Source organism: Anabaena azotica SJ-1 (genome assembly GCF_047275885.1).
Lineage (GTDB): Bacteria > Cyanobacteriota > Cyanobacteriia > Cyanobacteriales > Nostocaceae > Trichormus_B > Trichormus_B azotica_A.
This window is the reverse complement of the sequence record NZ_CP178454.1, coordinates 4,358,630-4,381,533: the sequence shown is the minus strand read 5'-3', so window position 1 is coordinate 4,381,533 and position 22,904 is coordinate 4,358,630. Positions and strand designations below refer to the sequence as shown.

Below are 22,904 nucleotides of genomic sequence, written 5' to 3'. Positions count from 1 at the left end.
AATCTCACACCACTTTTCAAACAACCTCTGAAAGGAGCTTTTTTTAGGAATAAAATACGGAAAAGCGATAAATTTACTGTATTTTATATATTTATACCCCAATACTGATTTATGCACTATTTATTACTACCTCTCTTCAGCTTTTTTATTGGCATCATGGTTGGTTTAACCGGAATTGGCGGGGCTTCTCTGATTACTCCCATGTTGATTTTTGTTTTCCAAGTGCCACCTTCTGTGGCTGTGAGTTCTGATGTTGTAGCAGCCACATTAATGAAGTTAGTTGGTAGTGTTAAACACTGGCAACAGCAAACCTTAGACATAGAAATTGTCAAATGGTTAGCAATGGGTAGTGTTTCTGGTTCACTAACAGGGGTGGGAATCTTACACCTGATTCGACAGAGTGGTGAATATAATCTAGATCAAATTTTGCTGCGGATATTGGGGATCATGATTTTGTTAGTCACATTGTTGGCACTTATACAATTATTATTCATGACTTTTTTCCCCAACTTCAATTTACCTGAATTGCCCAAATTAGATATCACAACCAATTGGGGAAGATTTTTTACTATAACTATAGGAGCAATTTTAGGCTGTTTTGTCGGTTTAACTAGTGTCTCTTCTGGTTCAATGTTTGCCTTAGTTTTGATTGGCTTTTTTCGCCTTGATGCCCGTAAATTAGTGGGTACAGATATTGCACAAGCAGCAATTTTATTACTGTTTACATCCCTTGGGCATTTTACTTTAGGGACAGTTGACTGGAGTTTAGTTTTACCGATATGGTTAGGCTCTGTTCCGGGAGTTTTATTAGGTGCAAAAATTTGCCAGATTGCGCCTCAACGTCCGTTGCGGTTTATTGTTTATGCCATTTTGATGATGGTAAGTTGGAAGTTAGTAGCTTCTGTTTAACGAAAACTTCCAGAAATATAATCACGACTGCGGTAATTAAAAGTATGGGGTACGAGTTTCTTGGTAGGGGAAAATTCTAGTAGTTGCCCAATACGATTTTCGTTGTAGTGAAATAAGGCTGTGAAATCTGATAAACGAGAAACTTGCTGGGCGTTGTGAGAAATAAATACAATTGTTAATTCAGAACGCAAACATTCGATGAGTTCTTCAATTTTCATGTTAGCTGCGGGATCAAGTCCTGAACAAAGTTCATCCATGAGGAGAACTTGCGGTTTAACTGCTAAAGCACGGGCAATACACAATCTCTGTTGTTGTCCATAAGATAGTTCTAAAGCAGACTTATAAAGTTTGTTTTTTACTTCTTCCCAGATATCTGCTGATTTAAGTGCTGATTCAACAATCTCATCTAATTCGACTTTTGGATGCCATCCGATTAATTTCACTCCATAGGCAACATTGTCATAAATGCTCATAGGAAAAAGATTTGGTCTGGCATAAATCATACTAATTTGACGGCGCAGTCTATTTAAGTTGACACGACGACCGTAAATATTTTGCCCAAAAAATTCTACTTTACCTTCAATTTTCACTTCTTCTTCTAATTCATTCATCCGATTGAGAGATTTCAGAAAAGTAGATTTGCCACAACCACTTGGCCCCATAATAGCTGTGATTTTATTTTGGGGAATATCCATTGATACATCTTCAATGATTTTTTGGGTGTCGTAATAAAAGCTAAAATTTTTGACTCTGATGGCCGGAATTATTTTACTCATGTTGAAAAAACGTATACAACAACTATTAACTGGTAAAGATAGTAAGAAAAAAATCGCTGCTAACGTTTAATTATGATGTTTTGTTGAATGTGTGACGAGCAGATGAGAGGGATAAACAGCAAATGTCCGGTCATTAGATGATGAGAGTATTCTATGATATGAGTATAGTTTTATCTTTTGGAGAATTTTAATCACCACTTTTGTCTATATTACTGTGTTTGGTGACATAAAAAATGACACATTCAAGAATTTTAAAAATAAAGAGTTGATAAAGATAATTCAGAATCAGGAAGAAAATTTAATGGATGATGGGGATATTTATCAATTTGATGTGCGTCAAACCAGTTGTTATGCTAAATTCTCTAGACAATTTTGAACAGGAATAGTGGGTTGTTTATGTTAAGACGTTTCAGTGTGATAGTTGCTACTTTTATTTTCTGGCATCTGTGCAGTTTTGTCACACTGGCAGAGGGTAAAAAGCCAGAAGAAATGGATAAATTTCCTCCAGGACCGTTGGAGATGACTACTCCGGATCCGTTGGTACGGGGTTCTGTGGACAAACAGCCGTTAACCTTGGAAGAGTTGCAAAAGTTGGAAACTTCCTTAGATGAGTTAAATCAAGAAGCTACGACGACTTTACAAGCAGGGGATAAGCTGAGTGCTTTTGAGATTTGGAATCGAGAATTACGATTACGGCGTTTTTTGGGTTCATTGGCTGAAGTGCAAGCGTTATCACGGGTGGGTGCGATCGCATGGAATGAAAATGAGCGTCAACAGGTAAAATATATTACCCAGAGATTGCAGGTAATTGAAAAACAGATGCTCAAGCAAACAAGCACTGATTTAGAATTATGGCGATCGCTTGGTGAAGCTTACCAAAATATTCGTGTTCCTAAATTGGCTGTGGGAGCTTATCAGCAAATTTTAACATTGTTCAGACAGCAAAATAATACTACTTCTGAATTAGAAACTCTTAATAAAATTGGGGAATTGCATTTAAGTTGGTTTGATTATTCCCAAGCCGCTACAACTTACCAAGAACTGTTAAATTTTGCTATTAGTCAAGGTGACAGACCGAATGAAATAAAATACTTGCAACAACTGGTTTACATTTTTGAAAAAGCAAAACAGCATCAACAAGCAATTAATGTATTGAGTAAGTTAGCAGCAATTTACACCAGTGATGATAATCTTACCCAAATTCCAGCCTTAAAAATTGCGATCGCAGAAAATTACCAATCTTTAGCGCAGGAAAATCCCAACTTTCTACAAGAAGCCTTTAACAAATACCAAGAAGCTTATGTGACAGCATGGCAATCACAACAATATGTTACTGCTAGTGAAGCTTTGCAGAAATTAATCAAGCTTTACAGTTCCCAAAACCAAATTGATGAAGCTTTGCAAACTAGTCAAATTTTGTTAGAAACAGAAACACTAGCTACTAATTTTTATGGTTTGATGCAAGCTTATGATCAAATAGGACAATTGTATTTAGAAAAAAAAGAAGATGCAAAAGCACTAACAGCTTTTCAACAAGGATTAAAAATAGCCCAACAACTCAAATATCAAGAAACATATTTTGCCCAGAAAATTGAAACATTATCAAAAGGTAACTTTTAAGCACCTACAGCAGAAGTCAGAATTCAGATGTTAATTAAGCAATTTTTCCAACATTATGACTCCTGACTCGTTAATTCTTGCCTTTTTTCTCTTCTTATTTTTATCTATCATTAGATATATTCCTGAGGATAAAAAAACATAACTTTGTTTAATTTCTCCTTACAAGTATGAAATATAACTATACCGTAATTCACTAGTATTATGTCATGAGCTAGAGGAAAAAGATTCAGAAAATTCCTAAGATTTTAAGTAAATAAATATTCTGAAACTTGGGAACAATTATAATGCCACTTTATAAACTTGAAAACTACGATCCAAATTATCGAGAAACCTTTGGAGGAGACGATGTAAAAACCTTGCATCTCTATACCGAAGGAGGAGTAGAAGTTGGTGCAGTGGACGATGTTTTAGTTGATGATAATGGGCGATTTAGATATTTAGTTATTGATACAAGTTTAGATACTGTTGGTAAAAAAATATTACTACCCATTGGATTAGCTCGGATTAATTATCCAGCTAAATGCGTCTATGTCGATGGACTTAGCAAGCAGCAGGTAGAACAGTTACCAGAGTATCAAGAACATATCATTGTGGATGAAGAATTTGAAGAAAAAGTACGCAATGTTTATCGCGCTCCCATCAGTAGCAGCAATTATGATCGAGAAAGCTACACTTATGAACAAGAACCAAATTTATATGGTTTGAATGAACAATATCATCAAACTCTCAGACTGTATGAAGAACGTTTAATAGCCGATAAACACCGAATTAAAACTGGAGAAGTTGCTGTTGGGAAACACATTGAAACTGAAACAGCAAGAGTTAGAGTACCTATTCAAAGAGAACGGATTGTAATTGATAGAGTTCAAGCGACAGCTACTAGTACAGTAGTAGATCCGAATGAAATCAAGTTCCAAGAAGGGGAAGTAGCCCGCATAGAAGTTTATCAAGAAACACCAGAAATTCATAAAGAAACATTTGTCCGGGAAGAAGTGCGAGTGAGAAAAATGGTAGATCGGGATATGGTGGAAGCACAAGATATCATTCGTAGGGAAGAGTTAGATATTAATACTTCTGGTGATTTCAATTTGCAAGAACATGGTGTAGATGATTATCAATCCTCTTGAATTAGGGTCAAATCAGTCCAAAATCTGAGAAACTAACCATAAATAAATTCAAAGCTCATTCAAAATTAAATTCACTCAAGAGAAGGAGGTAAAAAAGTTAATAAATCTCTAATGTGGAAATTAAGAAATGCTATGATAGTTTGAGGAAAAATATATGGTACTTTACAAATTAGAAGATTTTGATCCTCAGTACCGCGATTCTTTTGAAGGTAATGAAATCAAAGGTTTGGGAGTTTATACAGAAGGAACTGACGAAAAAATTGGTACAGTTCATGATGTTTTAGTTGATGATCAAGGACATTTTCGTTATTTAGTAGTTGACTTAGGTTTCTGGATTTTTGGTAAAAAAGTCTTGCTTCCCATTGGTCGGAGTCGCATTGACTATGGAAGCGATCGCGTTTACTCTATTGGTTTAACCAGAGAACAAGCAGAAAATTTACCAGAGTTTAACGAACGTCTAACTACAGATTACGACTACGAGGAACGAGTGCGCGGAGTATATCGCAATCCTCAATACCGGACTCCACCACTAGAAACATCAGCCGCTGTAGAATCGCCAACACCTGTAGACGCAGCACCGATAGCAACCACCACTACTGCCCCTGTACCCACACCCACCTATACCCCTGATACCTACCGCTACGAACAAGAACCGGATTTGTTCGACTTAAATGAGCGGAATAATCAAAAATTGAAATTGTATGAAGAACGGCTGATTACTAATACACGCCGCCGCAAAACAGGGGATGTTACTGTTGGCAAGCACGTAGAAACTGAAACAGCACGAGTATCAGTACCCGTACAAAGAGAACACATTGTGGTTGAACGCACCACACCTACAGATGCGGGTCGAGTAGTTTCTCCTGCTGAAGCTAACTTCCGAGAAGGTGAAGTTGCACACATGGAAATCTATGAAGAAACACCGGAAGTTCGTAAAGAAGCATTTGTTCGGGAAGAGGTGAATGTTAGAAAAGTTGTGGAGCATGATACAGTTGAAACACAAGCAACTGTGCGTAGGGAAGAGTTAGATGTAAATGCTCCTAATCTACCAATCGAAGAGCGATAATCACATAAGTTAGGAGTGGAGGAGGCAGAAATTTATTAATTTTGTTAGCGTAGCTTACAAGAAGCAATATTTTGATATTTTCTCTCTCCTATCCCCTGACATTAATCAAACCGGACTGCTATCTTGAGGATTGCTATATGCCTGAATATTTAACCTCAGAAACACCAGGGGAACAGCAATTAATTAGCAATACCCCGATAGCAGAGGAAGAACAAATTATTCCTCTTTTAGAAGAAAGAGTGTTAGTTAATAAACACAAACAAAAACTAGGAGAGGTAATTGTTCGTAAACAAATCGAAACTCAGATGATACAAGTTCCCGTCCGTAGGGAAAAATTGATTGTTGAACAAGTTAGCCCAAAACATCAACAATTAGCAGAAATTGATTTAGGGGAAAGTATAGTTGCGGACGGAATAGATGAATTAACTACATCAAAAATTCCAGATTCTGCATATTCTGACAGTGGTTTCAGAGTGAGTGGAGAGTTTAGTTCACCTAAAATTGCTAGTTTGTTGTTAAATGCGATCGCACTAGAAAAAAATCACGGCTGTCAGCAGGTAAAAGTGACAATTTCAGTAGAGAATGAAACCCAACAACAAAAATATCAAGAATGGTTTAATCGCTGTTCTCATAGTGTAAGTAGTCAGGATAGAGAATACTCCTAGTCATGAGAATAAAGGCTTTTTTCATCATCTGTGATGATTTTGATAAAATCTCACTTCTGGACTATTCTTAATTTCATAAGCATTCTGACTCCTGAATTCTTACCTCATAGTTAATGAGTAGGTGGGAAATACCCACCTTTTTAAGTAGGGCTGTAATTACGAATTACGAGGTGTATATCTTTGTCGATTATTGATAGCAAAAGCTAAAACTAAAAATGTTAAACCTCCTGCTAAATATAAAGGATAACCATAAGTTATAGGTTGAGATTGATGTACAATCAACCCGGCAATTACCGGACCAATACCATTAGAAATACTTAAATAAGAAGCATTCAAACCCAAAGCAGTTCCTTGATCTTCCGCTTTAGCATTAAGAGAAATTAACGTAGTAATCATTGGTTGTACGAGAGAATTAAAAATTGAAAATAATATACTAACAATCACAAAATAGTTAATATTAGCCCAAACAGGCATTAATACAAAAGACAAACTGCGAAAAAATAATCCTAAAAATAATATTTTCACTACATTAAATCTTTTGCTCATCACAGATACGCCCCAAGTTTGCATAATTACGCCTACTGCACCAAAGCTTAAAAACAATAGCGTTAAAGATTGACTATTTTGCTGTAAAACTCTCAAAAAATACGGTTGAAAAGCATAGGTAAACATAGTAAAAGTCGTCCCTATTAAGAAATTAATTAATAGCAAAATGCCTACTCCTGGCATGAATAAACCTTTAACTAAATTTCCTAAACCCAAATCAAAGATATTACTAGATTTTTTGGACTTATTTTGCAGAGTTTCTGGTAAAAAGAAAATAGTCATTAACAAAGCTACAAATGCAACTCCAGCAGAAGCTAAAAAAGCAGCCCCTAAAGACAGTTGCTGTGCTAACAAACTCATAGCTGGCCCCAAAACAAAGCCTAACCCCATCGCTGCACCGAAAATGCCAAACGCTTGGGCGCGATTTTTTTGACTGGTAATATCAGAAATTACCGCCTGAGCAACAGACATATTCCCACCGGTGATACCATCTAAGAATCGTGCAAAAAATAGCAGAATCGCTGTTGAGGCCGTTCCCGCAATCAAGTTAGCAATGACAGTCCCGGCTAAACTGATGATTAGTAAAGGTTTACGTCCAAAGCGATCGGACAATTTACCAATAACAGGAGTTGCAAAAAATTGAGCTATGGAGTAAGTGGAAAATAATAAACTGGTTTGAAAATCACTCAAACCGAATTGTTTGCCATAAAGATAGATAATAGGAATTAAAATTGTCAAACTAAGGGAGTTAACAAAGGCGATTAAGGCAGTAATCCAGAAATTGCGATTCATCAGGAATAAATAACCACCAGGTTTGTATTTTATGGCTGTATTCAACTCTAGTCATATTACCATTCATCTTGCTTTTAATGACTCCCCATGAAATTTCGATTGCATAGACTCTCAAAGCGTCAAAAAAAAGTTACAATTCCACGAGTTGATATCAAGATCACCAATGGAAAATTTGAGATTATGGGTATGGGTGCATGGCATTCTTACTGGCGTGATCCCTACCATTTGCTATTAACGATTCCTTGGTTTGGCTTCTTAATCCTGATTTGTATTTTTTATGCGGCTATTAATGCTTTTTTTGCCTTTGCTTACTGGCTAGGAGGCGATTGTATAGCTAATGCTCAACCAGGCTCTTTTTCTGATGCCTTTTTCTTCAGTGTGCAAACTTTGGCATCTATTGGTTACGGTGCAATGTATCCAAAAACAACTTATGCCAATATCATTGTTACTATCGAAGCCATGATTGGTGTGGTGGGAATTGCTGTGATGACAGGATTAGCCTTTGCGCGTTTTTCTCGACCAACTGCCCGTGTGATGTTTAGCTGTGTGGCTGTTATTACTACCCATGAAGGAGTTCCGACGCTGATATTTCGCACTGCTAACCAACGCCGCAATATGATTTTAGAAGCACAGATGCGAATGTATTTAATGCGCGATGAAATCACAGCAGAAGGATATGCGATACGTAGAATTTATGATCTCAAACTTGTGCGCCATCAGACACCTAATTTCTCTTTATCCTGGCTGGTAATGCATACTATTGATGAGTCTAGTCCTCTCTATGGAATGACTCCAGAATTACTAATTCATACCCATTCTTTATTGATGGTTTCTGTTAGTGGTATTGATGAAACGGTGGCACAAGTTGTCCATGCTCGTCATAATTATGGTGCTAATGATATTTTATGGAATAAGCGATTTGTGGATATTATGCACCACACATCTGATGGACATCGCTATGTTGATTACAAACATTTTCACGATGTCTTACCATAAGCCACCGAATGCCCCTCCCTCAACGAAGTAGGAAGGAGATGAAAGGTGGGTTAAAATCTCCACGTTCTTGAAGCATCGTTTTGCTTTGCAAAACAAGTAAGAGAACAATGGAGATTTTAACAACTTCCGTGTTATAATTACGCCATTGACTTGAGCGTAATAATGCTGGTATTTGAAGCAAAACTGTCAGGAACGAATGAACAGTATGGGAAGCTGGATGAAGCTATCCGCACTGCTCGTTTTGTTCGTAATAGTTGTGTTCGATACTGGATGGATAATAAGGGCATTGGCAAATACGAGTTGAGCGCATACTGCGCTGTACTTGCGGCTAATGATGAGTTTCCCTTCGTTTCCAAGTTGAACTCAATGGCTCGTCAAGCTAGTGCCGAAAGAGCATGGTCTGCGATCGCTCGGTTTTTTGATAACTGCAAGAAAAATAAACCAGGGAAAAAGGGATTCCCAAAGTTTAAGAAAGAACAGACATATAGTTCTGTAGAATACAAAACTAGTGGTTGGAAACTTTCTGAAGACCGTAGGTACATCACTTTTTCAGATGGTTTTCAAGCAGGAACCTTTAAACTGTGGGGAACTCGTGACCTGCATTTTTACCAACTCAAACAGTTCAAAAGAGTCCGGGTTGTGCGTCGTGCAGATGGCTATTATTGCCAATTTTGCATTGACCATGAACGAGTTGAGAAACGAGAACCAACAGGTAAAACTATTGGTATTGATCTGGGATTGAACCACTTTTACAGCGATAGTAATGGGGAAACAGTTGCTAATCCTAGACATCTTCGTAAATCAGAGAAGTCTTTGAGACGTTTACAACGTCGGATGTCTAAGACTAAAAAAGGTTCTCAAAATAGAATCAAGTTTAGAAACAAACTTGCACGGAAGCACCTCAAAGTAAGTCGCCAGCGTAAAGATTTTGCTATTAAGACAGCAAGGTGCGTGGTGAGGTCTAACGACCTTGTGGCGTATGAAGATTTGATGGTGCGAAACATGGTTAAGAATCATCGTTTAGCTAAGTCTATTAATGATGTTTCCTGGTCGCTATTTCGTGAATGGGTTGAGTATTTTGGTAAAGTTTTTGGTGTGGTGACGGTTGCCGTTCCGCCTCACTTCACTAGCCAACATTGCTCTAACTGTGGTGAGGTTGTCAAAAAGACTCTTAGCACTAGAACTCATATCTGTCCTCATTGTGGACATATCCAAGACCGAGACTGGAATGCAGCGCGGAACATTTTAGAAAAAGGTCTAAGTACGGTGGGTCACACCGGAACTCACGCCTCTGGAGAGACTGATCAATACTTGAGTGGGGAAACTCCTTCAAGCAAATCAACTCGTGGAAAGAGGAAACCCAAAGAGTGATCTTTGGAATCTCCACCTTCAACGAAATAAGGTGGAGAGGATGTCAATGCTTTTCAAGTCCCATTCATTTGCTTTCACAATGGGATGAGTGAAAAAGAATTTGCGGCAAGTCCAATGGATGCCCAAAAAAGTTAAACTGACTAAGGTGAGTAAAATTACTCCAAAAACTGTACTGTATGCGTGGAAATGCCACAATAGTTTCTTGAATTGGGATTTACCTATTGTCCAGAAATAGACTGCATTGCTCGGCTGGGACTTGTATATATTCATGTTTTATAAAGTTTGGTGTGTTCTGCTGTGCGATCGCTGCCAACGGTAGCTTTGGGCTTTTGCTTGGCATCTCTAAGACAATCACCATTTCAAACTACGGTAATTCGATAGATATTATGGTGTATTTATAGAGTATGACATAGCTGGCTTTGATAAGCAAGAGAACAAATTGCTGTTGGGATAGCAATTACTTGGGAGTGTAGTTGTCACGTCCGAGATGTAAGTTTTACGGAATTGGTTCAAAAAACTCCAGCTTTGTTGCGAAGAGCTTTTAGGCTTTCAGCTTGTTGTAATACTCGTTCTGTAATGCGATCGCACGCTAACTCACAAAGCTCAAAAATCACCGGGTCAGCAATCTCGTAATATGCGCTAGTCCCTTTCGGCTGACGAGACAAAATCCCCGCTTGAGTTAATACTTTCAGATGCTTAGATAGATTTGCTTGTCCCAAACCCGTGGCCTCTGCAATCTCCATCACATTCATCGAACCTGACTTCAGACAGGTCAAAATCTGTAGCCGACTCCCCTCTGATAGCACCTTGAAATAGTCAGCAACTGCCGCGAGAATAGCAGGATCAGTCTTGGATAGCTTCGTTTTTGGCATAGGAAAACTCAATCTTTAGCACAATAATTGTTTAATAACTAATTGGCATTATAACTAACTGTCAATTAACAGCGACTAACAAAACTGATTTCTTGGGATCAATTAGCACTAATATGCTAAAATAACTAAAAAGCTATTTAGTTAATTAATAATTTTGTTATCGCTTTCATTCTCTTGTCAGTATCCAATCACAAACTTGTAATTATTTATGGATGTAAATGAAATTTTAACCCGTTATCTTGCGGGGGAACGAAGTTTTCAGCAAGTCAATCTCCTAGAAGCAGAGTTAACTAATGCAAATCTCAGCGGTGCAGATTTTAGCTATGCCGATTTACGTCAGACACGGTTGGGAAAAACCAACTTTCACCAAGCTTGTTTACGAGAGACAGACCTGAGTGAAGCCATCCTCTGGGGAACAGATTTGAGTCAAGCAGACTTGTATCGCGCCATTCTTCGTGAAGCTGATTTAACTGGCGCAAAACTAACTCAGGCTCGTTTAGATGAAGCCAATTTGATTAAGGCTAGTTTATGTGGAGCTAATTTACACGGTGCAAAACTTTCTCGTGTGCTGCTAATTAAAGCAGATTTTCGTCCTAGTTCCGACCAGTTAACTGATTTGGGATATGCGGTTTTGACTGGTGCAGACTTGAGTTATGCCGACCTCAGAGCAACTTCACTTTATCACGCCAATTTAGACGGAGCAAAGTTGTGTCGAGCCAATTTGAGCCAAGGAATACAGTGGGGAGATATGGCGGCTGATTTGACTGAGGCTAGTTTGCAAGGTGCAGATTTGAGCTATGCAAATCTCAATGGTGCTATTTTGCGAGGGGCTAATCTTTGCGGTGCAGATTTAACAGGAGCAATTCTGACAGATGCTGATTTAGAGGGGGCGATTATGCCTGATGGTAATGTTGCTGGATAGTTTTTTTTAACGCAGAGGAACGCGGAGGTTAGCGCAGAGTTACGCAGAGGTTTTGTTTGAAGTTGGGTTGTCTGGTATCAACCCAACCGAAATCATGAGTGAATCTAACGCACTGTTCCCCGCAATGCTTCTGTATCTATCGGTTTAATCAAGTAGATGATTAGGAGATTCCAGACAATTGCGGTTATTAAGGGCAGTTTGCGGATAAATTTCACTACTTTGTTGCTAGAACTGCGGGAGATTTCGGCTATTTTTAAGTTGTAATGGGAGCAGTTTTGCAGACGTGGGAAAAATTGGGGATGTTCTGTATTGAGCATTACTGGGAAAGCACGTCCCGCAGTTTCGTTGGTGTTGCGAACTACTTGTTGATCAAAATCTGTGGGGTCAAGTCCTAGTAAATGGTAAAAGCTGGCCCGTTCGTGAACTGTCAAAGTGTGGGTAGCAAATACTGATAATAGGAAAAACCGGCTCCAAAGTCTTGATTTCCAATTGTTCCAGAGTTTGGGTTGCGATCGCAATAATGCCTTGAATATGTCCCCATGTCGGTTTTCGTCCTGACACCAACTCTCAAATTTACGGAAAATGGGGTAAAACTGATGCTCTGGATGCTTTTGTAAGTGATGATAAATGATGATGTAACGCCAGTAACCAATTTTTTCTGATAAATAGACTGTGTAAAGCACCCACTCAATCGGGAAAAATGTATAGGTGCGGGTTTTAGTCACCAGACCCAAGTCCAGGGAAAGTTTGAAGTCACCCATTGCTTTGTTGAGAAATCCTGCATGACGGGCTTCATCACGCGCCATCAGTTGAAATATTTCTGCTAATAAAGGATTACGTTGTTTCAGCTTCCGGGATAGTTCTTTAAACAGCAAAAACCCAGAAAACTCGGAAATACAAGAGCGTTCCAAATACTCAATAAAAGCGCGGCGTGCTTCTCCGTCAATATGTTCCCAAGACTGCTCAAACTCTTCATCCCGCATGAAATGATGGCGGTTGTAGTCGGCCTGCATTTCTGCCAACATCGCCTGTAATTCCGTTTCTTGGGCTGAAAGATCCATACTCGCAGCGGTTTCAAAGTCTGTGGTGTAAAACCGGGGTGTAAGTACGGTTTCTTGGGCTGGGGCTTTAATTCCTGGCTTGGGTAGGGTATTTACCATGATTCCTCTATTAATCTCTTAAATACTTAAATAGCTATCAAGTTATGATAACTATAATTCCTTAGATAAGGTCTGGATATAAAACTTTTACAATCCTTAAGCAAAGTTTAGATTTATCCATCTAGTGCCGGAAAAGTTAACAGAGGAAGGAATCCGCCCCCAGAAGGCATTTATTAAGTTTTGAAACGTTAGTAAGTTTTTGAGTTTGATAGCTATATAGTTATTAATCGAATCTACTAGGTTTACTCAAAAATTCTGAGGTCTTCAACATGGGTCGTCATTTAGAGAATCATCTGCGGGAATCCACAACTCAAACAATCTTGCTTTCATCTCCAGCCGATGCAGTCAACGCACCACCACCTGATTCTCGCCAACGGGCAAAGCAGTTTATGCAGGATATACAGGATGAAATTTGCGCTGGTTTGGAACAACTTGATGGGGAAGCGCGTTTTCATGAAGACCTCTGGAATCGAGCCGAAGGTGGTCAAGGACGCACCCGTGTGATTCGGGAAGGACGGATATTTGAACAAGGTGGTGTGAATTTTTCGGAAGTTTGGGGAGATAGCCTACCAGCAGCGATTTTGACCCAACGCCCGGAAGCAGCCGGACATGACTTCTTTGTGGCTGGAACTTCGATGGTGCTGCATCCCCGTAATCCATATATACCTACGGTACACCTCAATTACCGTTATTTTGAAGCCGGTCCAATTTGGTGGTTTGGTGGTGGGGCTGATTTAACGCCATATTATCCCTTTGCTGAAGATGCTGTTCATTTTCACCAAACTTTAAAAGATGCTTGTGATGCTTCCCATCCAGAATATTATCCGGCGTTCAAACGCTGGTGTGATGAATATTTTTATTTGCAACATCGTCAGGAACAACGGGGTATCGGTGGTATTTTCTTTGATTATCAAGATGCCAGTGGCAAGCTTTACGTGGGTTCTCGAACAGATACTCCAGCAGCACTCTACAGTCAACAAGTGGGTACGGTATCTCGTAGCTGGGAAGAGATGTTTGCGTTTGTGAAACGCTGCGGTAAGGCATTTTTACCCGCTTATTTGCCCATTGCGGAACGACGACAAGGAATGGAATATGGCGATCGCGAACGTCAATTTCAATTATACCGTCGGGGTCGTTATGTTGAATTTAACCTGGTATATGACCGGGGAACAGTTTTCGGCTTGCAAACCAACGGCCGGACGGAATCTATTTTAATGTCTCTACCACCCCTAACACGCTGGGAATACGGCTATCAACCAGAACCAGGAAGCCCCGAAGCACAACTCACAGAAGTCTTCCTTAAACCCCAAGATTGGGTGATTGGTAATTGGTAATGGGTAATTGGTCAAAACCTATTCCCTGTCACCTGTCACCTGTCACCTGTCACCTGTTCCCTATTCCCTGCTCCCCATCTCCCTATTTATGACATTGAATTTTTCATCAAATCAACTAGAAAACCCTCAACCTCTAAGGCTTAATTGGGTGGCTGTAGCATTTTTCGGTGCTGTTCACGCTTTAGCGTTACTAGCCCCTTGGTTTTTTTCCTGGAGTGCGGTGGGTATAGCTGTGTTTCTCCACTGGCTGTTTGGCAGTGTGGGAGTTTGTTTAGGTTATCATCGTTTGTTGAGTCATCGCAGTTTTCGAGTTCCCAAGTGGTTAGAATATGCGATCGCAATTTTAGGTGCATTATCCATCCAAGGTGGTCCCATTTTTTGGGTGGCTGGACATCGTTTACATCATGCTTATACTGAAGACGAAGACAAAGATCCCTACTCTGCGCGGAAAGGTTTTTGGTGGAGTCATATTCTCTGGATTTTCTATCCTCGTTCCGAGTTTTTTGATTATGAATGTTACCAGCGATATGCTCCTGATTTAGTGCGAGATCCTTTTTACGTCTGGCTAAATCGCTATTTTTTGCTTCTGCAAATTCCCGTTGCATTGTTACTTTATGCCCTGGGAGGCTGGTCATTTATCATTTATGGCGTGATTTTGAGGTCTGTGTTTCTTTGGCATACTACCTGGTTCATAAACTCCGTCACCCATATGTGGGGATACCGCACTTTTGAAAGCAATGATAATTCCCGTAACCTTTGGTGGGCAGCTATTCTCACCTATGGAGAAGGGTGGCATAACAATCATCACGCCTATCCTCATGTAGCCAAGTGTGGTTGGCGCTGGTGGGAGATTGATGTTACTTGGTGGGAAATTGCTTTGTTAAAAACAGTCGGTTTAGCAACTAATGTCAACTTACCACCTGATTAGGTGATGAATTCTGGAGATTTTTGACAGCATAGCGATTAGTTATAAACTTGTGATTTACCTCAATGCAAAAAATAATTGAGGTAATTTTTGTGTGTTTATTCCTATTCCGTCAAAATGTCCAATCAAGTTTGGTTATCACAGTTGCAGCAAAATCGAGCGATCGCAGTTATTCGCGCTCCTAAAATGGTCTGGGGTGAAAAAATGGCTGTAGCTGTGGCTGATGGAGGTATGCATTTAATTGAAATTACCTGGAATAGCGATCGCGCTGCTGATTTAATTTCTCAACTCCGTACTCAGTTACCGCACTGTCTGATTGGGACAGGAACGCTGTTTAATGTCCAACAATTACAAGATGCGATCGCCGCTGGGGCGCAATTTCTCTTCACTCCCCACACTGACCCAGAAATGATCAAAGTTGCAGTTGCTAAAAATGTACCGATTATTCCTGGCGCACTCACACCTACGGAAATTGTTACCGCTTGGACTCAGGGTGCAAGTTGTGTCAAGGTGTTCCCTGTGCAAGCAGTAGGAGGAAGTAATTATATTCAAAGTTTACAAGCTCCCCTTGGGCATATTCCCTTGATTCCTACCGGGGGTGTAACCTTAGAAAATGCTCAGGATTTTTTACAAGTTGGAGCTGTAGCTGTGGGCTTAAGTGGGGAATTATTCCCCAAAAAATGGGTATTAGCAGAAAATTGGAATGCGATCGCACTCCAAGCTAAAAATCTCATGGAGAAGTTAAATAACCCAAGTTGCTAGTTATAGGCAAGAGCGATCGCATTATCAGTTACGGAAATCTGACTCAATTAAATTTACACTAAGTTACAAAAAGATAAGATGAGCTTTAGCAGTGGGACAATAATACTACACTTAATTTAATCAGCTTTCAGTAAGTTGTTTAAGGTAGGAGTGTGTTTACCATGATAAATCTTATTTATCCTCACTGGATGCGTCCTTTAAAAATGTTACTTGCAGGTGCAGTAGTTTCTGCTAGTATGTGGAATCCTGTATCAAGTCAAGTTTGGGCAAATTCCGACAATAATAAAATTGCTACCGCTATTCAAACACTCAAACAATCGGATCAACGCTGGATTCAAATTGACCTATCAAAGCAAAATTTAATTGCTTGGGAAGGCAACAAACCTGTTTATGCAATCACCATTTCTTCTGGAAAACCTTCTACACCTACTCGCGTCGGGACTTTTAAGATTCAAACGAAGCACAAAAAATCACGGATGCGCGGTAGAGGTTATGACGTTCCCAATGTCCCCCACACTATGTATTATCAAGGTGGTTATGCCATTCATGGGGCATACTGGCACAACAGATTTGGTACTCCTGTGAGTCATGGCTGTGTAAATCTTGCACCTAATCATGCTAAATGGGTATTTGAATGGGCTGATGTAGGAACTCCAGTAGTCATACAGTAATAGGTGATTGGTGATTGGTAATAGGTGATTGATGAGGAGACAAAAAGCAGAAATTTTTTAATTCATTTTTCCCCATCTTCCCCATCTCCCCCATCTTCCCCATCTCCCCCAGTCCCTAAATCACAAGAAATCAAAACAATTAAACGGTTCGCGGCTCTCTAGGATAAGTAAGATAGAGAGGGGGTATTGAAAATCTCTATGTTCCATAATTTGGCGTAAATCCTGATGAATCCTGTGCGAACTGATAATTGCAAATCTTCAATCAAAAAAAGTTCGCCTCTACTAATTAGATAATTAAAAGGTAATTGGATTATGCCAATGTGGATTCGCAGTGCTTTAATACGTGGCTCTGGAACTGTTTGTACAGGTATAGTATTAATGCTGATGGCTTGGTTTTCCTGGTCATCACCAACCAGTAACCTTAAAACTACTACAGCTAACGCTTACACAGTAAAACAAAGTATTACTGGTTCTAAAAATTATCAAATATCCCAATCTCGCTGGATTGAAATTGATTTATCTGAACAAAGATTACGGGCTTTTGAAGGGAAAAGAGTGGTTTATTCTTACCGAATTTCCACTGGAAAGAGACGAACTCCCACACCCATTGGTAGATTTCAAATTAATTCTAAATATCGCACTCACCGGATGCGTGGTCCAGGCTATGACATTCCTGATGTTCCTTACGCTATGTATTTTTATCAAGGCTATGCCATTCATGGAGCTTACTGGCACAATCGTTTTGGAACTCCAGTCAGTCATGGTTGCGTTAATTTGCCAGTTAGTCAAGCACGTAAGTTATACAATTGGGCTGGAACAGGAACTGTTGTAGTTGTGCGTCGGTAGGTAATTAAATTTTGGGATTTGGGATTTTAGATTGACAGGAGACAAATTCCCGATTTCGTAGAGAAGTCGGGGATTCGATTGTATTGCAACAATCATTTTTCTGCAATTATATTTAAGCTGATTAAAGTTCCCTTGTAAATCATTGAACTTGTGTCTCGGAAGATGTTGAATTCTTTCACTTTGCGAATATTGGCAAATCCTGCTATTTTTAATTGTCTTGTCAGAATTTCTTCATTAAATCCTCCCAGATGATAGTCATATTCATCTACATGACCACCAAAAATCATGCGTATAATATTAAAACGTTCTTGATACGTTAATTTATCTTTCTGGAGCAGTAAAGAAGCTAAAACATCTAAATCAGGAACACTCACATAAATAGTACCACCAGGGGCTAAAACTCTCCGCCATTCTTGTAAAGTTTTTTCGAGTTCATAAGCATAATCAAAGTGTTCTAATACATGAGATGAGTAGAGTGCCAGAAAAGTATTATCTGCAAATCTGGATAAATCTTTAGCATTGCCTATGTGATCTACATGAGAACCAGGTATAGCATTTAATATTTCCCAACCTTCTACAGCTTCAGTTCCACCAATATGCAGTTTTCTTTGCTTACCTTTAATAGTTATTTCTGAAATAAAAGAAGTATCAATGATTTGTGATTTTTCTAGATCTTCAGAAGGTTTAGAATTTTTCAAAAAAGCAGGAGTAATATTATTAGCGGGGGTTTCACCAAAATTATTGAACAAAATTTTTAAATTTTGCCGTATTTCACTATTATCCGGTTCTACTAACACCGCACAACGATAATATTTTTCCGCTTGATCAATTAATTCTTGTTCTTCCAAAAGTTTGCCTAATGCTTGATAGGTTGCAGCAGAAGAGCGATTAATGGACAGGGATTGTAAATAAGATGGAATAGCATTTTCTACATCATCTAATTTTTGATAAGTCTGACCTAAATAATAGTAAGCCTGAGCATCACCAGGATGATCTTTGATATACTGCTGATAATAATTAATAGCCTCATCAGAATCTAAATCAACAGAAAAAGAAGCCTTATGATCAGAATTCTGGCTGTTAGATGCTGTGGATTCCTGTTGAATATAAATTTGCCACATTTGGCGATAAGCTGCTTCTAAACTGCTGGCCATATTTTTCACATCTAGCAGAGGAGAATGCAGCACTCGTTCCCGCATGGTTGAGCGTAAAGATTGTAGATAATCTGGATTTTGAGCTAATGCGATCGCTCTTTGTACATATTCTGTGGCACTATGGGCAATGCAATCATCCAAACCAACGCTGTGCAAAATACTAGCACTCATGCGTTCCATTTTTCGAGTCCCTGCTAAGGTAACGGTGGGTACTCCCATCCACAGGGCTTCACAAGTTGTAGTACATCCTGTATAGGGCATACTATCCAAATGCAAATCAACCTGGTTATAAAGATTCAGGTGGTCTTCATCCGCAGCATACCCACCATATAAAAAGATGCGTTTGGGATCAATACCCTGTTCCACAAAGGGTGTTTGGATTTTTTCCGCAACTAAGGAGCTAAATACATCGGAACTCGCGCATTTTAACACCAAGCGAGAATGAGGGACTGCTTTGAGAATTTCACTCCACAAAGCAAAAGTTTCTGGTGTGAGTTTGCGTAAATTATTAAAAGATGCAAAAGTAAAAACACCTGTTTTTTTATAAGGTAATTCAACAACTTTAGGAGCAGTTTTCAATGGTTCATATCCAACATAACAACGGGGTAAACGCCATATAGTTTCGCTGGTTTTTTCCTGTGTATCATGGGGATGGAGAATCTGATCAGTAATCCAATAGTCAATGCTTGGTAAACCAGTGGTAGAAAAATATCCTAAATAGGTAGCTTGAATCGGTGCGGGTTTCATCCCCAAGACTATCATCCGATTGTTTGCCGTATGTCCAGCTAAATCAATTAAAATATCTATGCGGTCTGTTTGAATTAACTCAGCTACTTGTAAATCAGAAAGACCGACAGTAGAACGCCAAGCATCACAGATATCAATAATTTCATCTGTAATTGCATCAGGTTCATTTACTTCTCCATAGCAGAAAACTTCAACTTGGGTGCGGTCATGATGTTGGAAAATAGGTTTAATAAATGCGCTTACAGAATGTCTGCGGAAATCAGGGGAAATATAGCCAATGCGTAAACGTCGTTGTGGATTTTTATTGTTATTATGATGAGTGAGAGTTGGTAGCCATTGATTAACTACCTGTTGCTGATACCACAGTTGAGCAGAATCTAATATCTCTTGAGGTGTAAAAGTAATCAGCGAACTTAAGTTAAACAGGAAACAAGAATGTAATTTAGGATTATTGGGATTAATTTTTAAAGCTTCATTTAACAGATTTATACAATCTGACAATTTCCCTTGTTCACCGGCAATAAAGCCCAAAAGTTCGTAAGTTTCACCATGATTGGGGTCTAATTTCAGGATTTTTTGGAAACATTCTTGGGCTAAATCACTCTGTCCATTTTTATAGTACACATAACCTAAGTTTTTGATTGCATCAATGTAATTAGGATCAATTTTTAAACCTCGCTGATAAGAAGATATAGCTTCTGAATAATATTTTTGATTTTGCAAAACACAACCGAGATTATAGTGAGCTAAAACACAATCTGGGTCTAAATCTATCACAGATTGAAAATAGCTTTTAGCTTGTTCCCATTTGCGTTGACGCACCAACATTGCACCAGTATCGTTGATGTTTTCTATGAGTTGAGGCAGCAATTCCAACTCTGTTTCCCCTAGCAGATTTTGAATAAAATCTGCTCCTTCTCCTTGTTGCCAAAGTAAAGCCAAATTGAATTTTGCACCTTGATGATCAGCGTCTAGTTGCAAGACTTGAGAAAACTGTTCTATTGCTTTGATAAAATTCTTTTGCCGTTTAAAAATCAATCCTAAATGATAATAAGCTTTCGTATAATTGGGATTGATAGTGATAGCATTTATATAACTATTAATAGCTCTTTCCCATTCGTCCTGTTGTTCATATATAAAACCTAAATTATAGTGGGATTTGGCTAACTGAGGGTGGATACTCAGAGCGCGTAAATACCATTGTTCTGATAGTTGTAAATTATTTGTTAAAGTTAAAAATTTCCCCATGAGGTGGCATACTTCAGATGCCTCCTTTAAAAGTCCCTTGTTCGTTAAAATAGTAACCAGATGTTTATCAATAGATTCATAAAAATTTGACCTGGCTTCTTGTGACTTTATCTTCTGAATTTGCCCCAAAAGTTTATCAATTTGTATAAGTAAAGATTCTAATTGAACTGATCCAAAATATTTTTCTAGTTTTGCAGATGAACCTGCCTCATCTTCATCATGAAAATGCAGTAATAATGGGCTGAGTAAAGTTTCAATTAGTAAGCATTGCTGTGTATTCAGAATATCTTGCCATTCTTCTGTTATCTCTTGTTCCAAAGGATAATCTTTTAATAAATTTTCAATTTCTGCTTCTGTAACTCTAATTTCTAAATATTTTGCTAACCACGAAATAGCTAAATGTGGGTTATTAAGTAAGTTACCTTTGTGAATTAATAAGCTGGTTTTAACATCAGGAAGGCACTTTTCATGGTATTCTTGCCAAAGATTAATGAAGATAGATTCAAAGTTTGCCTTCTGCTTTGGTGATGTAATAGCAGCAGCGAGAATTTCACGCGGATCTTGATGTATGTAAATACTTTTAGCTTGATTTTGCTTAATTTTTTCTAATGCTGATTCTGAAAGAAATTGATATTGAATTAAGGTGGTAGTTGTTGGTTCTCCGATGATTTTAAAATACGCATCAATTTCAGTTGCAGTTTTACAAGTTGTACCTTGAACCTTGATTTTACCAGTTTGAGTGAGCAGGGCTTGGCAAAGGTCATAAGACAGAGTTTTCAAATGCTGAGAAGATCCACCACAAAATATAATCATAATTACCTTTCAATCCTGATAACTCATGTAAAAAATCAAACCAAGGATACTGTCATGAATGCAAATAATCAAATAAACAGTTTATTTTTTAGGTAGAGAATTTTGCTGATTAGTAATATTTGGGTGGGCAAGATGCCCACACCAAAAAATTGTATAATTTATAAAAACATGATTAGTCTAGAGCAGCAGAACCTCCACTTTGCCATGATTTGACAATGCCAATAATGTCACCAAAGCGATAATCGTTAAGAGCAGCATCAATGGCGCGAGCGATCGCAGCTTGAATAGTTTTGTCTGTATAATTGGTTGTACCAGCATACATATTTCCCTTAGTAATTGTCACCTGGCTAGGATCATGGCCTACAGCACCATAATTAATTCTTAATGTCAGTTGACCAGTAGGTGTAATCGAATTTTGGGGAAATACAATTTCTGATGCAAAGCTGTTAGTTGTACCATTCGATAAAATGCTAGTCACTGCCGCAGAAGCTCTAGACTGGGAATCAGTACCTATAAACTGAGCGTGAGCAGGTTTACCTGTCATAAATGAGGTTGCAACTGTTCCCCCTACCAATAAAAATGCAATAGCTGATACTTTTGATATGTGAATACAGTTGGTTTTCATGGTTGGGATACTCTAGTTGTTGACTATTCCAACCTTTCCCAACTTAAATTTTCATATCTGGAGAAAAGATAACAGACATTAACTCAAATTCAGAATAAAATAAACTCATCCCCCAGTTGACGCTGAGGGGATGAATCATGGAACATATTGTTGTAAATTTCCTGCATTATGTCCCATAAAGGTAGTTGACGATTCCTTCTATCTCCTTTTATTAGTAGGAGTCGCCGACTTTCCCAAATTAGTCCAACGCCGCAGAACCACCACTTTGCCATTGTTTAACGATACCGATAATGTCACCGAAGCGAGTATCCCCTTCAGCAGAATCTATAGCGCGAGCAGTAGCAGCTTCAACTGTACTAGCAGAATAAGTTGCTGTACCAGCACTCATATTTGCGGTTGTAATAGCAATTTGGCTTGCATCTCCACCAACACTAGCATAGGTAGCACTAATTGTTAAAGCACCTGTTGAAGCTATAGACTGCTCTGGAAATACAACTTCCGCAGCAAAGCTGTTAGTTACACCATTCGATAAAACGCTAGTAACCGCACCAGATACTCTGGACTGAGAATCAACACCAATAAACTGAGCTTTAGCTGGTTCAGCAGAGATGAATGAAGCAGCAACTGCTCCACCTGCTAAGAGAGAAGAAATAGCAGCTGCTTTTAATGTCTTGTTGGTTTTTGCGTTCATGATTGATAACTCCTAATTTTTTTCTAAAACTTACACACTACAAAAAGTTGCCATCATCTGTATCAAAAAAATTCTTTATTTCAGGTTTTGACTGTTTAGATAGATATGAATTTTTAAAGAGGATGACAAAATGACGTTGTAGTCAGACATCTTCATAAAAATCATGAAAGAAAAATTCAACTTATACCTGAAGTTTTACAGATTGATGTTTTATTGCTTTGGCTGTGAGTAAGAATCTATGTTCAATACTGTACAGGGTAATTTTA

Annotated in this window: 20 protein-coding genes; 13 read left to right on the top strand and 7 right to left on the bottom strand. The window is 38.7% G+C overall.

Annotation, left to right across the window (positions count from 1 at the left end; translation table 11 throughout):
• The first annotated feature begins 111 nt into the window (after positions 1-111).
• The gene (locus tag ACLLO5_RS19165; RefSeq protein WP_413172076.1) at positions 112-909 is read left to right on the top strand and encodes a sulfite exporter TauE/SafE family protein; all 798 of its coding nucleotides are present in this window, start codon (positions 112-114) and stop codon (positions 907-909) included.
• Here the strand turns inward: ACLLO5_RS19165 and ACLLO5_RS19160 are convergent.
• The gene (locus ACLLO5_RS19160; protein ID WP_413172075.1) at positions 906-1,685 is read right to left on the bottom strand and encodes a phosphate ABC transporter ATP-binding protein; all 780 of its coding nucleotides are present in this window, start codon (positions 1,683-1,685) and stop codon (positions 906-908) included. The genes ACLLO5_RS19165 and ACLLO5_RS19160 overlap by 4 nt on opposite strands.
• Before the next feature lie 396 nt (positions 1,686-2,081).
• Here ACLLO5_RS19160 and ACLLO5_RS19155 point away from each other — a divergent pair, with 396 nt between their 5' ends.
• The 4 genes from ACLLO5_RS19155 (at position 2,082) to ACLLO5_RS19140 (ending at position 6,163) form a co-directional block, all read left to right on the top strand.
• Positions 2,082-3,305 carry a tetratricopeptide repeat protein gene (locus ACLLO5_RS19155; RefSeq protein WP_413172073.1) on the top strand — a complete coding sequence of 408 codons (1,224 nt, stop codon included), beginning with the start codon at positions 2,082-2,084 and terminating at the stop codon, positions 3,303-3,305.
• A gap of 284 nt (positions 3,306-3,589) precedes the next feature.
• Positions 3,590-4,432: a DUF2382 domain-containing protein gene (locus ACLLO5_RS19150; RefSeq protein ID WP_413172072.1), complete on the top strand. Its 843-nt coding sequence runs from the start codon at positions 3,590-3,592 to the stop codon at positions 4,430-4,432.
• Positions 4,433-4,586: 154 nt separating this feature from the next.
• Positions 4,587-5,498 carry a DUF2382 domain-containing protein gene (locus ACLLO5_RS19145; protein ID WP_413172071.1) on the top strand — a complete coding sequence of 304 codons (912 nt, stop codon included), beginning with the start codon at positions 4,587-4,589 and terminating at the stop codon, positions 5,496-5,498.
• A 137-nt stretch (positions 5,499-5,635) separates the two neighbouring features.
• Positions 5,636-6,163, top strand: coding sequence for a YsnF/AvaK domain-containing protein (locus tag ACLLO5_RS19140; RefSeq protein ID WP_413172070.1), 528 nt, complete (start codon positions 5,636-5,638; stop codon positions 6,161-6,163).
• Positions 6,164-6,319: 156 nt separating this feature from the next.
• Here the strand turns inward: ACLLO5_RS19140 and ACLLO5_RS19135 are convergent, their stop codons facing one another.
• On the bottom strand, positions 6,320-7,501 hold the full coding sequence (locus tag ACLLO5_RS19135) for an MFS transporter (RefSeq protein ID WP_413176133.1): 1,182 nt from the start codon (positions 7,499-7,501) through the stop codon (positions 6,320-6,322).
• A gap of 87 nt (positions 7,502-7,588) precedes the next feature.
• Here ACLLO5_RS19135 and ACLLO5_RS19130 point away from each other — a divergent pair, with 87 nt between their 5' ends.
• Both ACLLO5_RS19130 and ACLLO5_RS19125 read left to right on the top strand, forming a co-directional pair.
• Complete coding sequence (locus ACLLO5_RS19130; protein ID WP_413172069.1) at positions 7,589-8,497, top strand: ion channel; 909 nt, start codon at positions 7,589-7,591, stop codon at positions 8,495-8,497.
• Positions 8,498-8,659: 162 nt separating this feature from the next.
• Positions 8,660-9,868, top strand: a complete 1,209-nt coding sequence (locus ACLLO5_RS19125; protein WP_413172067.1) for an RNA-guided endonuclease InsQ/TnpB family protein — start codon at positions 8,660-8,662, stop codon at positions 9,866-9,868.
• Between the two features lie 509 nt (positions 9,869-10,377).
• Here the strand turns inward: ACLLO5_RS19125 and ACLLO5_RS19120 are convergent.
• Positions 10,378-10,740 (bottom strand): ArsR/SmtB family transcription factor, encoded by a 363-nt coding sequence (locus ACLLO5_RS19120; RefSeq protein ID WP_413172066.1) that lies wholly within the window; start codon positions 10,738-10,740, stop codon positions 10,378-10,380.
• A gap of 208 nt (positions 10,741-10,948) precedes the next feature.
• Between ACLLO5_RS19120 and hetL the strand changes: the two genes are divergently transcribed.
• Positions 10,949-11,662 carry a heterocyst differentiation pentapeptide repeat protein HetL gene (gene hetL, locus ACLLO5_RS19115; protein WP_413172065.1) on the top strand — a complete coding sequence of 238 codons (714 nt, stop codon included), beginning with the start codon at positions 10,949-10,951 and terminating at the stop codon, positions 11,660-11,662.
• A 104-nt stretch (positions 11,663-11,766) separates the two neighbouring features.
• Here hetL and acsF read toward each other — a convergent pair whose 3' ends face one another.
• Positions 11,767-12,822, bottom strand: coding sequence for a magnesium-protoporphyrin IX monomethyl ester (oxidative) cyclase (gene acsF, locus ACLLO5_RS19110; protein WP_413172064.1), 1,056 nt, complete (start codon positions 12,820-12,822; stop codon positions 11,767-11,769).
• A gap of 269 nt (positions 12,823-13,091) precedes the next feature.
• Between acsF and hemF the strand changes: the two genes are divergently transcribed.
• From hemF to ACLLO5_RS19085, 5 genes are all read left to right on the top strand, one after another.
• A complete protein-coding gene (gene hemF, locus ACLLO5_RS19105; RefSeq protein ID WP_413172063.1) occupies positions 13,092-14,156 on the top strand; it encodes an oxygen-dependent coproporphyrinogen oxidase in 1,065 nt (354 codons plus the stop codon).
• Between the two features lie 88 nt (positions 14,157-14,244).
• Complete coding sequence (locus ACLLO5_RS19100) at positions 14,245-15,084, top strand: acyl-CoA desaturase (RefSeq protein WP_413172062.1); 840 nt, start codon at positions 14,245-14,247, stop codon at positions 15,082-15,084.
• Positions 15,085-15,198: 114 nt separating this feature from the next.
• Positions 15,199-15,843, top strand: a complete 645-nt coding sequence (locus tag ACLLO5_RS19095; protein WP_413172060.1) for a bifunctional 4-hydroxy-2-oxoglutarate aldolase/2-dehydro-3-deoxy-phosphogluconate aldolase — start codon at positions 15,199-15,201, stop codon at positions 15,841-15,843.
• 161 nt (positions 15,844-16,004) lie between these two features.
• Positions 16,005-16,514 (top strand): L,D-transpeptidase, encoded by a 510-nt coding sequence (locus ACLLO5_RS19090; protein ID WP_413172059.1) that lies wholly within the window; start codon positions 16,005-16,007, stop codon positions 16,512-16,514.
• A 312-nt stretch (positions 16,515-16,826) separates the two neighbouring features.
• Entirely contained in the window at positions 16,827-17,360 is a 534-nt protein-coding gene (locus ACLLO5_RS19085) for a L,D-transpeptidase (protein WP_413172058.1), read from the top strand.
• 92 nt (positions 17,361-17,452) lie between these two features.
• Here ACLLO5_RS19085 and ACLLO5_RS19080 read toward each other — a convergent pair whose 3' ends face one another.
• From ACLLO5_RS19080 to ACLLO5_RS19070, 3 genes are all read right to left on the bottom strand, one after another.
• Positions 17,453-21,322 (bottom strand): tetratricopeptide repeat protein, encoded by a 3,870-nt coding sequence (locus ACLLO5_RS19080; protein ID WP_413172057.1) that lies wholly within the window; start codon positions 21,320-21,322, stop codon positions 17,453-17,455.
• A gap of 172 nt (positions 21,323-21,494) precedes the next feature.
• Positions 21,495-21,947 carry a TEK-like protein gene (locus tag ACLLO5_RS19075; protein ID WP_413172056.1) on the bottom strand — a complete coding sequence of 151 codons (453 nt, stop codon included), beginning with the start codon at positions 21,945-21,947 and terminating at the stop codon, positions 21,495-21,497.
• Between the two features lie 238 nt (positions 21,948-22,185).
• The gene (locus ACLLO5_RS19070) at positions 22,186-22,638 is read right to left on the bottom strand and encodes a TEK-like protein (RefSeq protein WP_413172055.1); all 453 of its coding nucleotides are present in this window, start codon (positions 22,636-22,638) and stop codon (positions 22,186-22,188) included.
• Positions 22,639-22,904: the final 266 nt, after the last annotated feature.

Coding starts and splice junctions, on each gene's coding strand:
- ACLLO5_RS19165 (WP_413172076.1), top strand. CDS start 112: ATGCACTATTTATTACTACCTCTCTTCAGCTTTTTTATTGGCATCATG.
- ACLLO5_RS19160 (WP_413172075.1), bottom strand. CDS start 1,685: ATGAGTAAAATAATTCCGGCCATCAGAGTCAAAAATTTTAGCTTTTAT.
- ACLLO5_RS19155 (WP_413172073.1), top strand. CDS start 2,082: ATGTTAAGACGTTTCAGTGTGATAGTTGCTACTTTTATTTTCTGGCAT.
- ACLLO5_RS19150 (WP_413172072.1), top strand. CDS start 3,590: ATGCCACTTTATAAACTTGAAAACTACGATCCAAATTATCGAGAAACC.
- ACLLO5_RS19145 (WP_413172071.1), top strand. CDS start 4,587: ATGGTACTTTACAAATTAGAAGATTTTGATCCTCAGTACCGCGATTCT.
- ACLLO5_RS19140 (WP_413172070.1), top strand. CDS start 5,636: ATGCCTGAATATTTAACCTCAGAAACACCAGGGGAACAGCAATTAATT.
- ACLLO5_RS19135 (WP_413176133.1), bottom strand. CDS start 7,501: ATGAATCGCAATTTCTGGATTACTGCCTTAATCGCCTTTGTTAACTCC.
- ACLLO5_RS19130 (WP_413172069.1), top strand. CDS start 7,589: ATGAAATTTCGATTGCATAGACTCTCAAAGCGTCAAAAAAAAGTTACA.
- ACLLO5_RS19125 (WP_413172067.1), top strand. CDS start 8,660: ATGCTGGTATTTGAAGCAAAACTGTCAGGAACGAATGAACAGTATGGG.
- ACLLO5_RS19120 (WP_413172066.1), bottom strand. CDS start 10,740: ATGCCAAAAACGAAGCTATCCAAGACTGATCCTGCTATTCTCGCGGCA.
- hetL (WP_413172065.1), top strand. CDS start 10,949: ATGGATGTAAATGAAATTTTAACCCGTTATCTTGCGGGGGAACGAAGT.
- acsF (WP_413172064.1), bottom strand. CDS start 12,822: ATGGTAAATACCCTACCCAAGCCAGGAATTAAAGCCCCAGCCCAAGAA.
- hemF (WP_413172063.1), top strand. CDS start 13,092: ATGGGTCGTCATTTAGAGAATCATCTGCGGGAATCCACAACTCAAACA.
- ACLLO5_RS19100 (WP_413172062.1), top strand. CDS start 14,245: ATGACATTGAATTTTTCATCAAATCAACTAGAAAACCCTCAACCTCTA.
- ACLLO5_RS19095 (WP_413172060.1), top strand. CDS start 15,199: ATGTCCAATCAAGTTTGGTTATCACAGTTGCAGCAAAATCGAGCGATC.
- ACLLO5_RS19090 (WP_413172059.1), top strand. CDS start 16,005: ATGATAAATCTTATTTATCCTCACTGGATGCGTCCTTTAAAAATGTTA.
- ACLLO5_RS19085 (WP_413172058.1), top strand. CDS start 16,827: ATGCCAATGTGGATTCGCAGTGCTTTAATACGTGGCTCTGGAACTGTT.
- ACLLO5_RS19080 (WP_413172057.1), bottom strand. CDS start 21,322: ATGATTATATTTTGTGGTGGATCTTCTCAGCATTTGAAAACTCTGTCT.
- ACLLO5_RS19075 (WP_413172056.1), bottom strand. CDS start 21,947: ATGAAAACCAACTGTATTCACATATCAAAAGTATCAGCTATTGCATTT.
- ACLLO5_RS19070 (WP_413172055.1), bottom strand. CDS start 22,638: ATGAACGCAAAAACCAACAAGACATTAAAAGCAGCTGCTATTTCTTCT.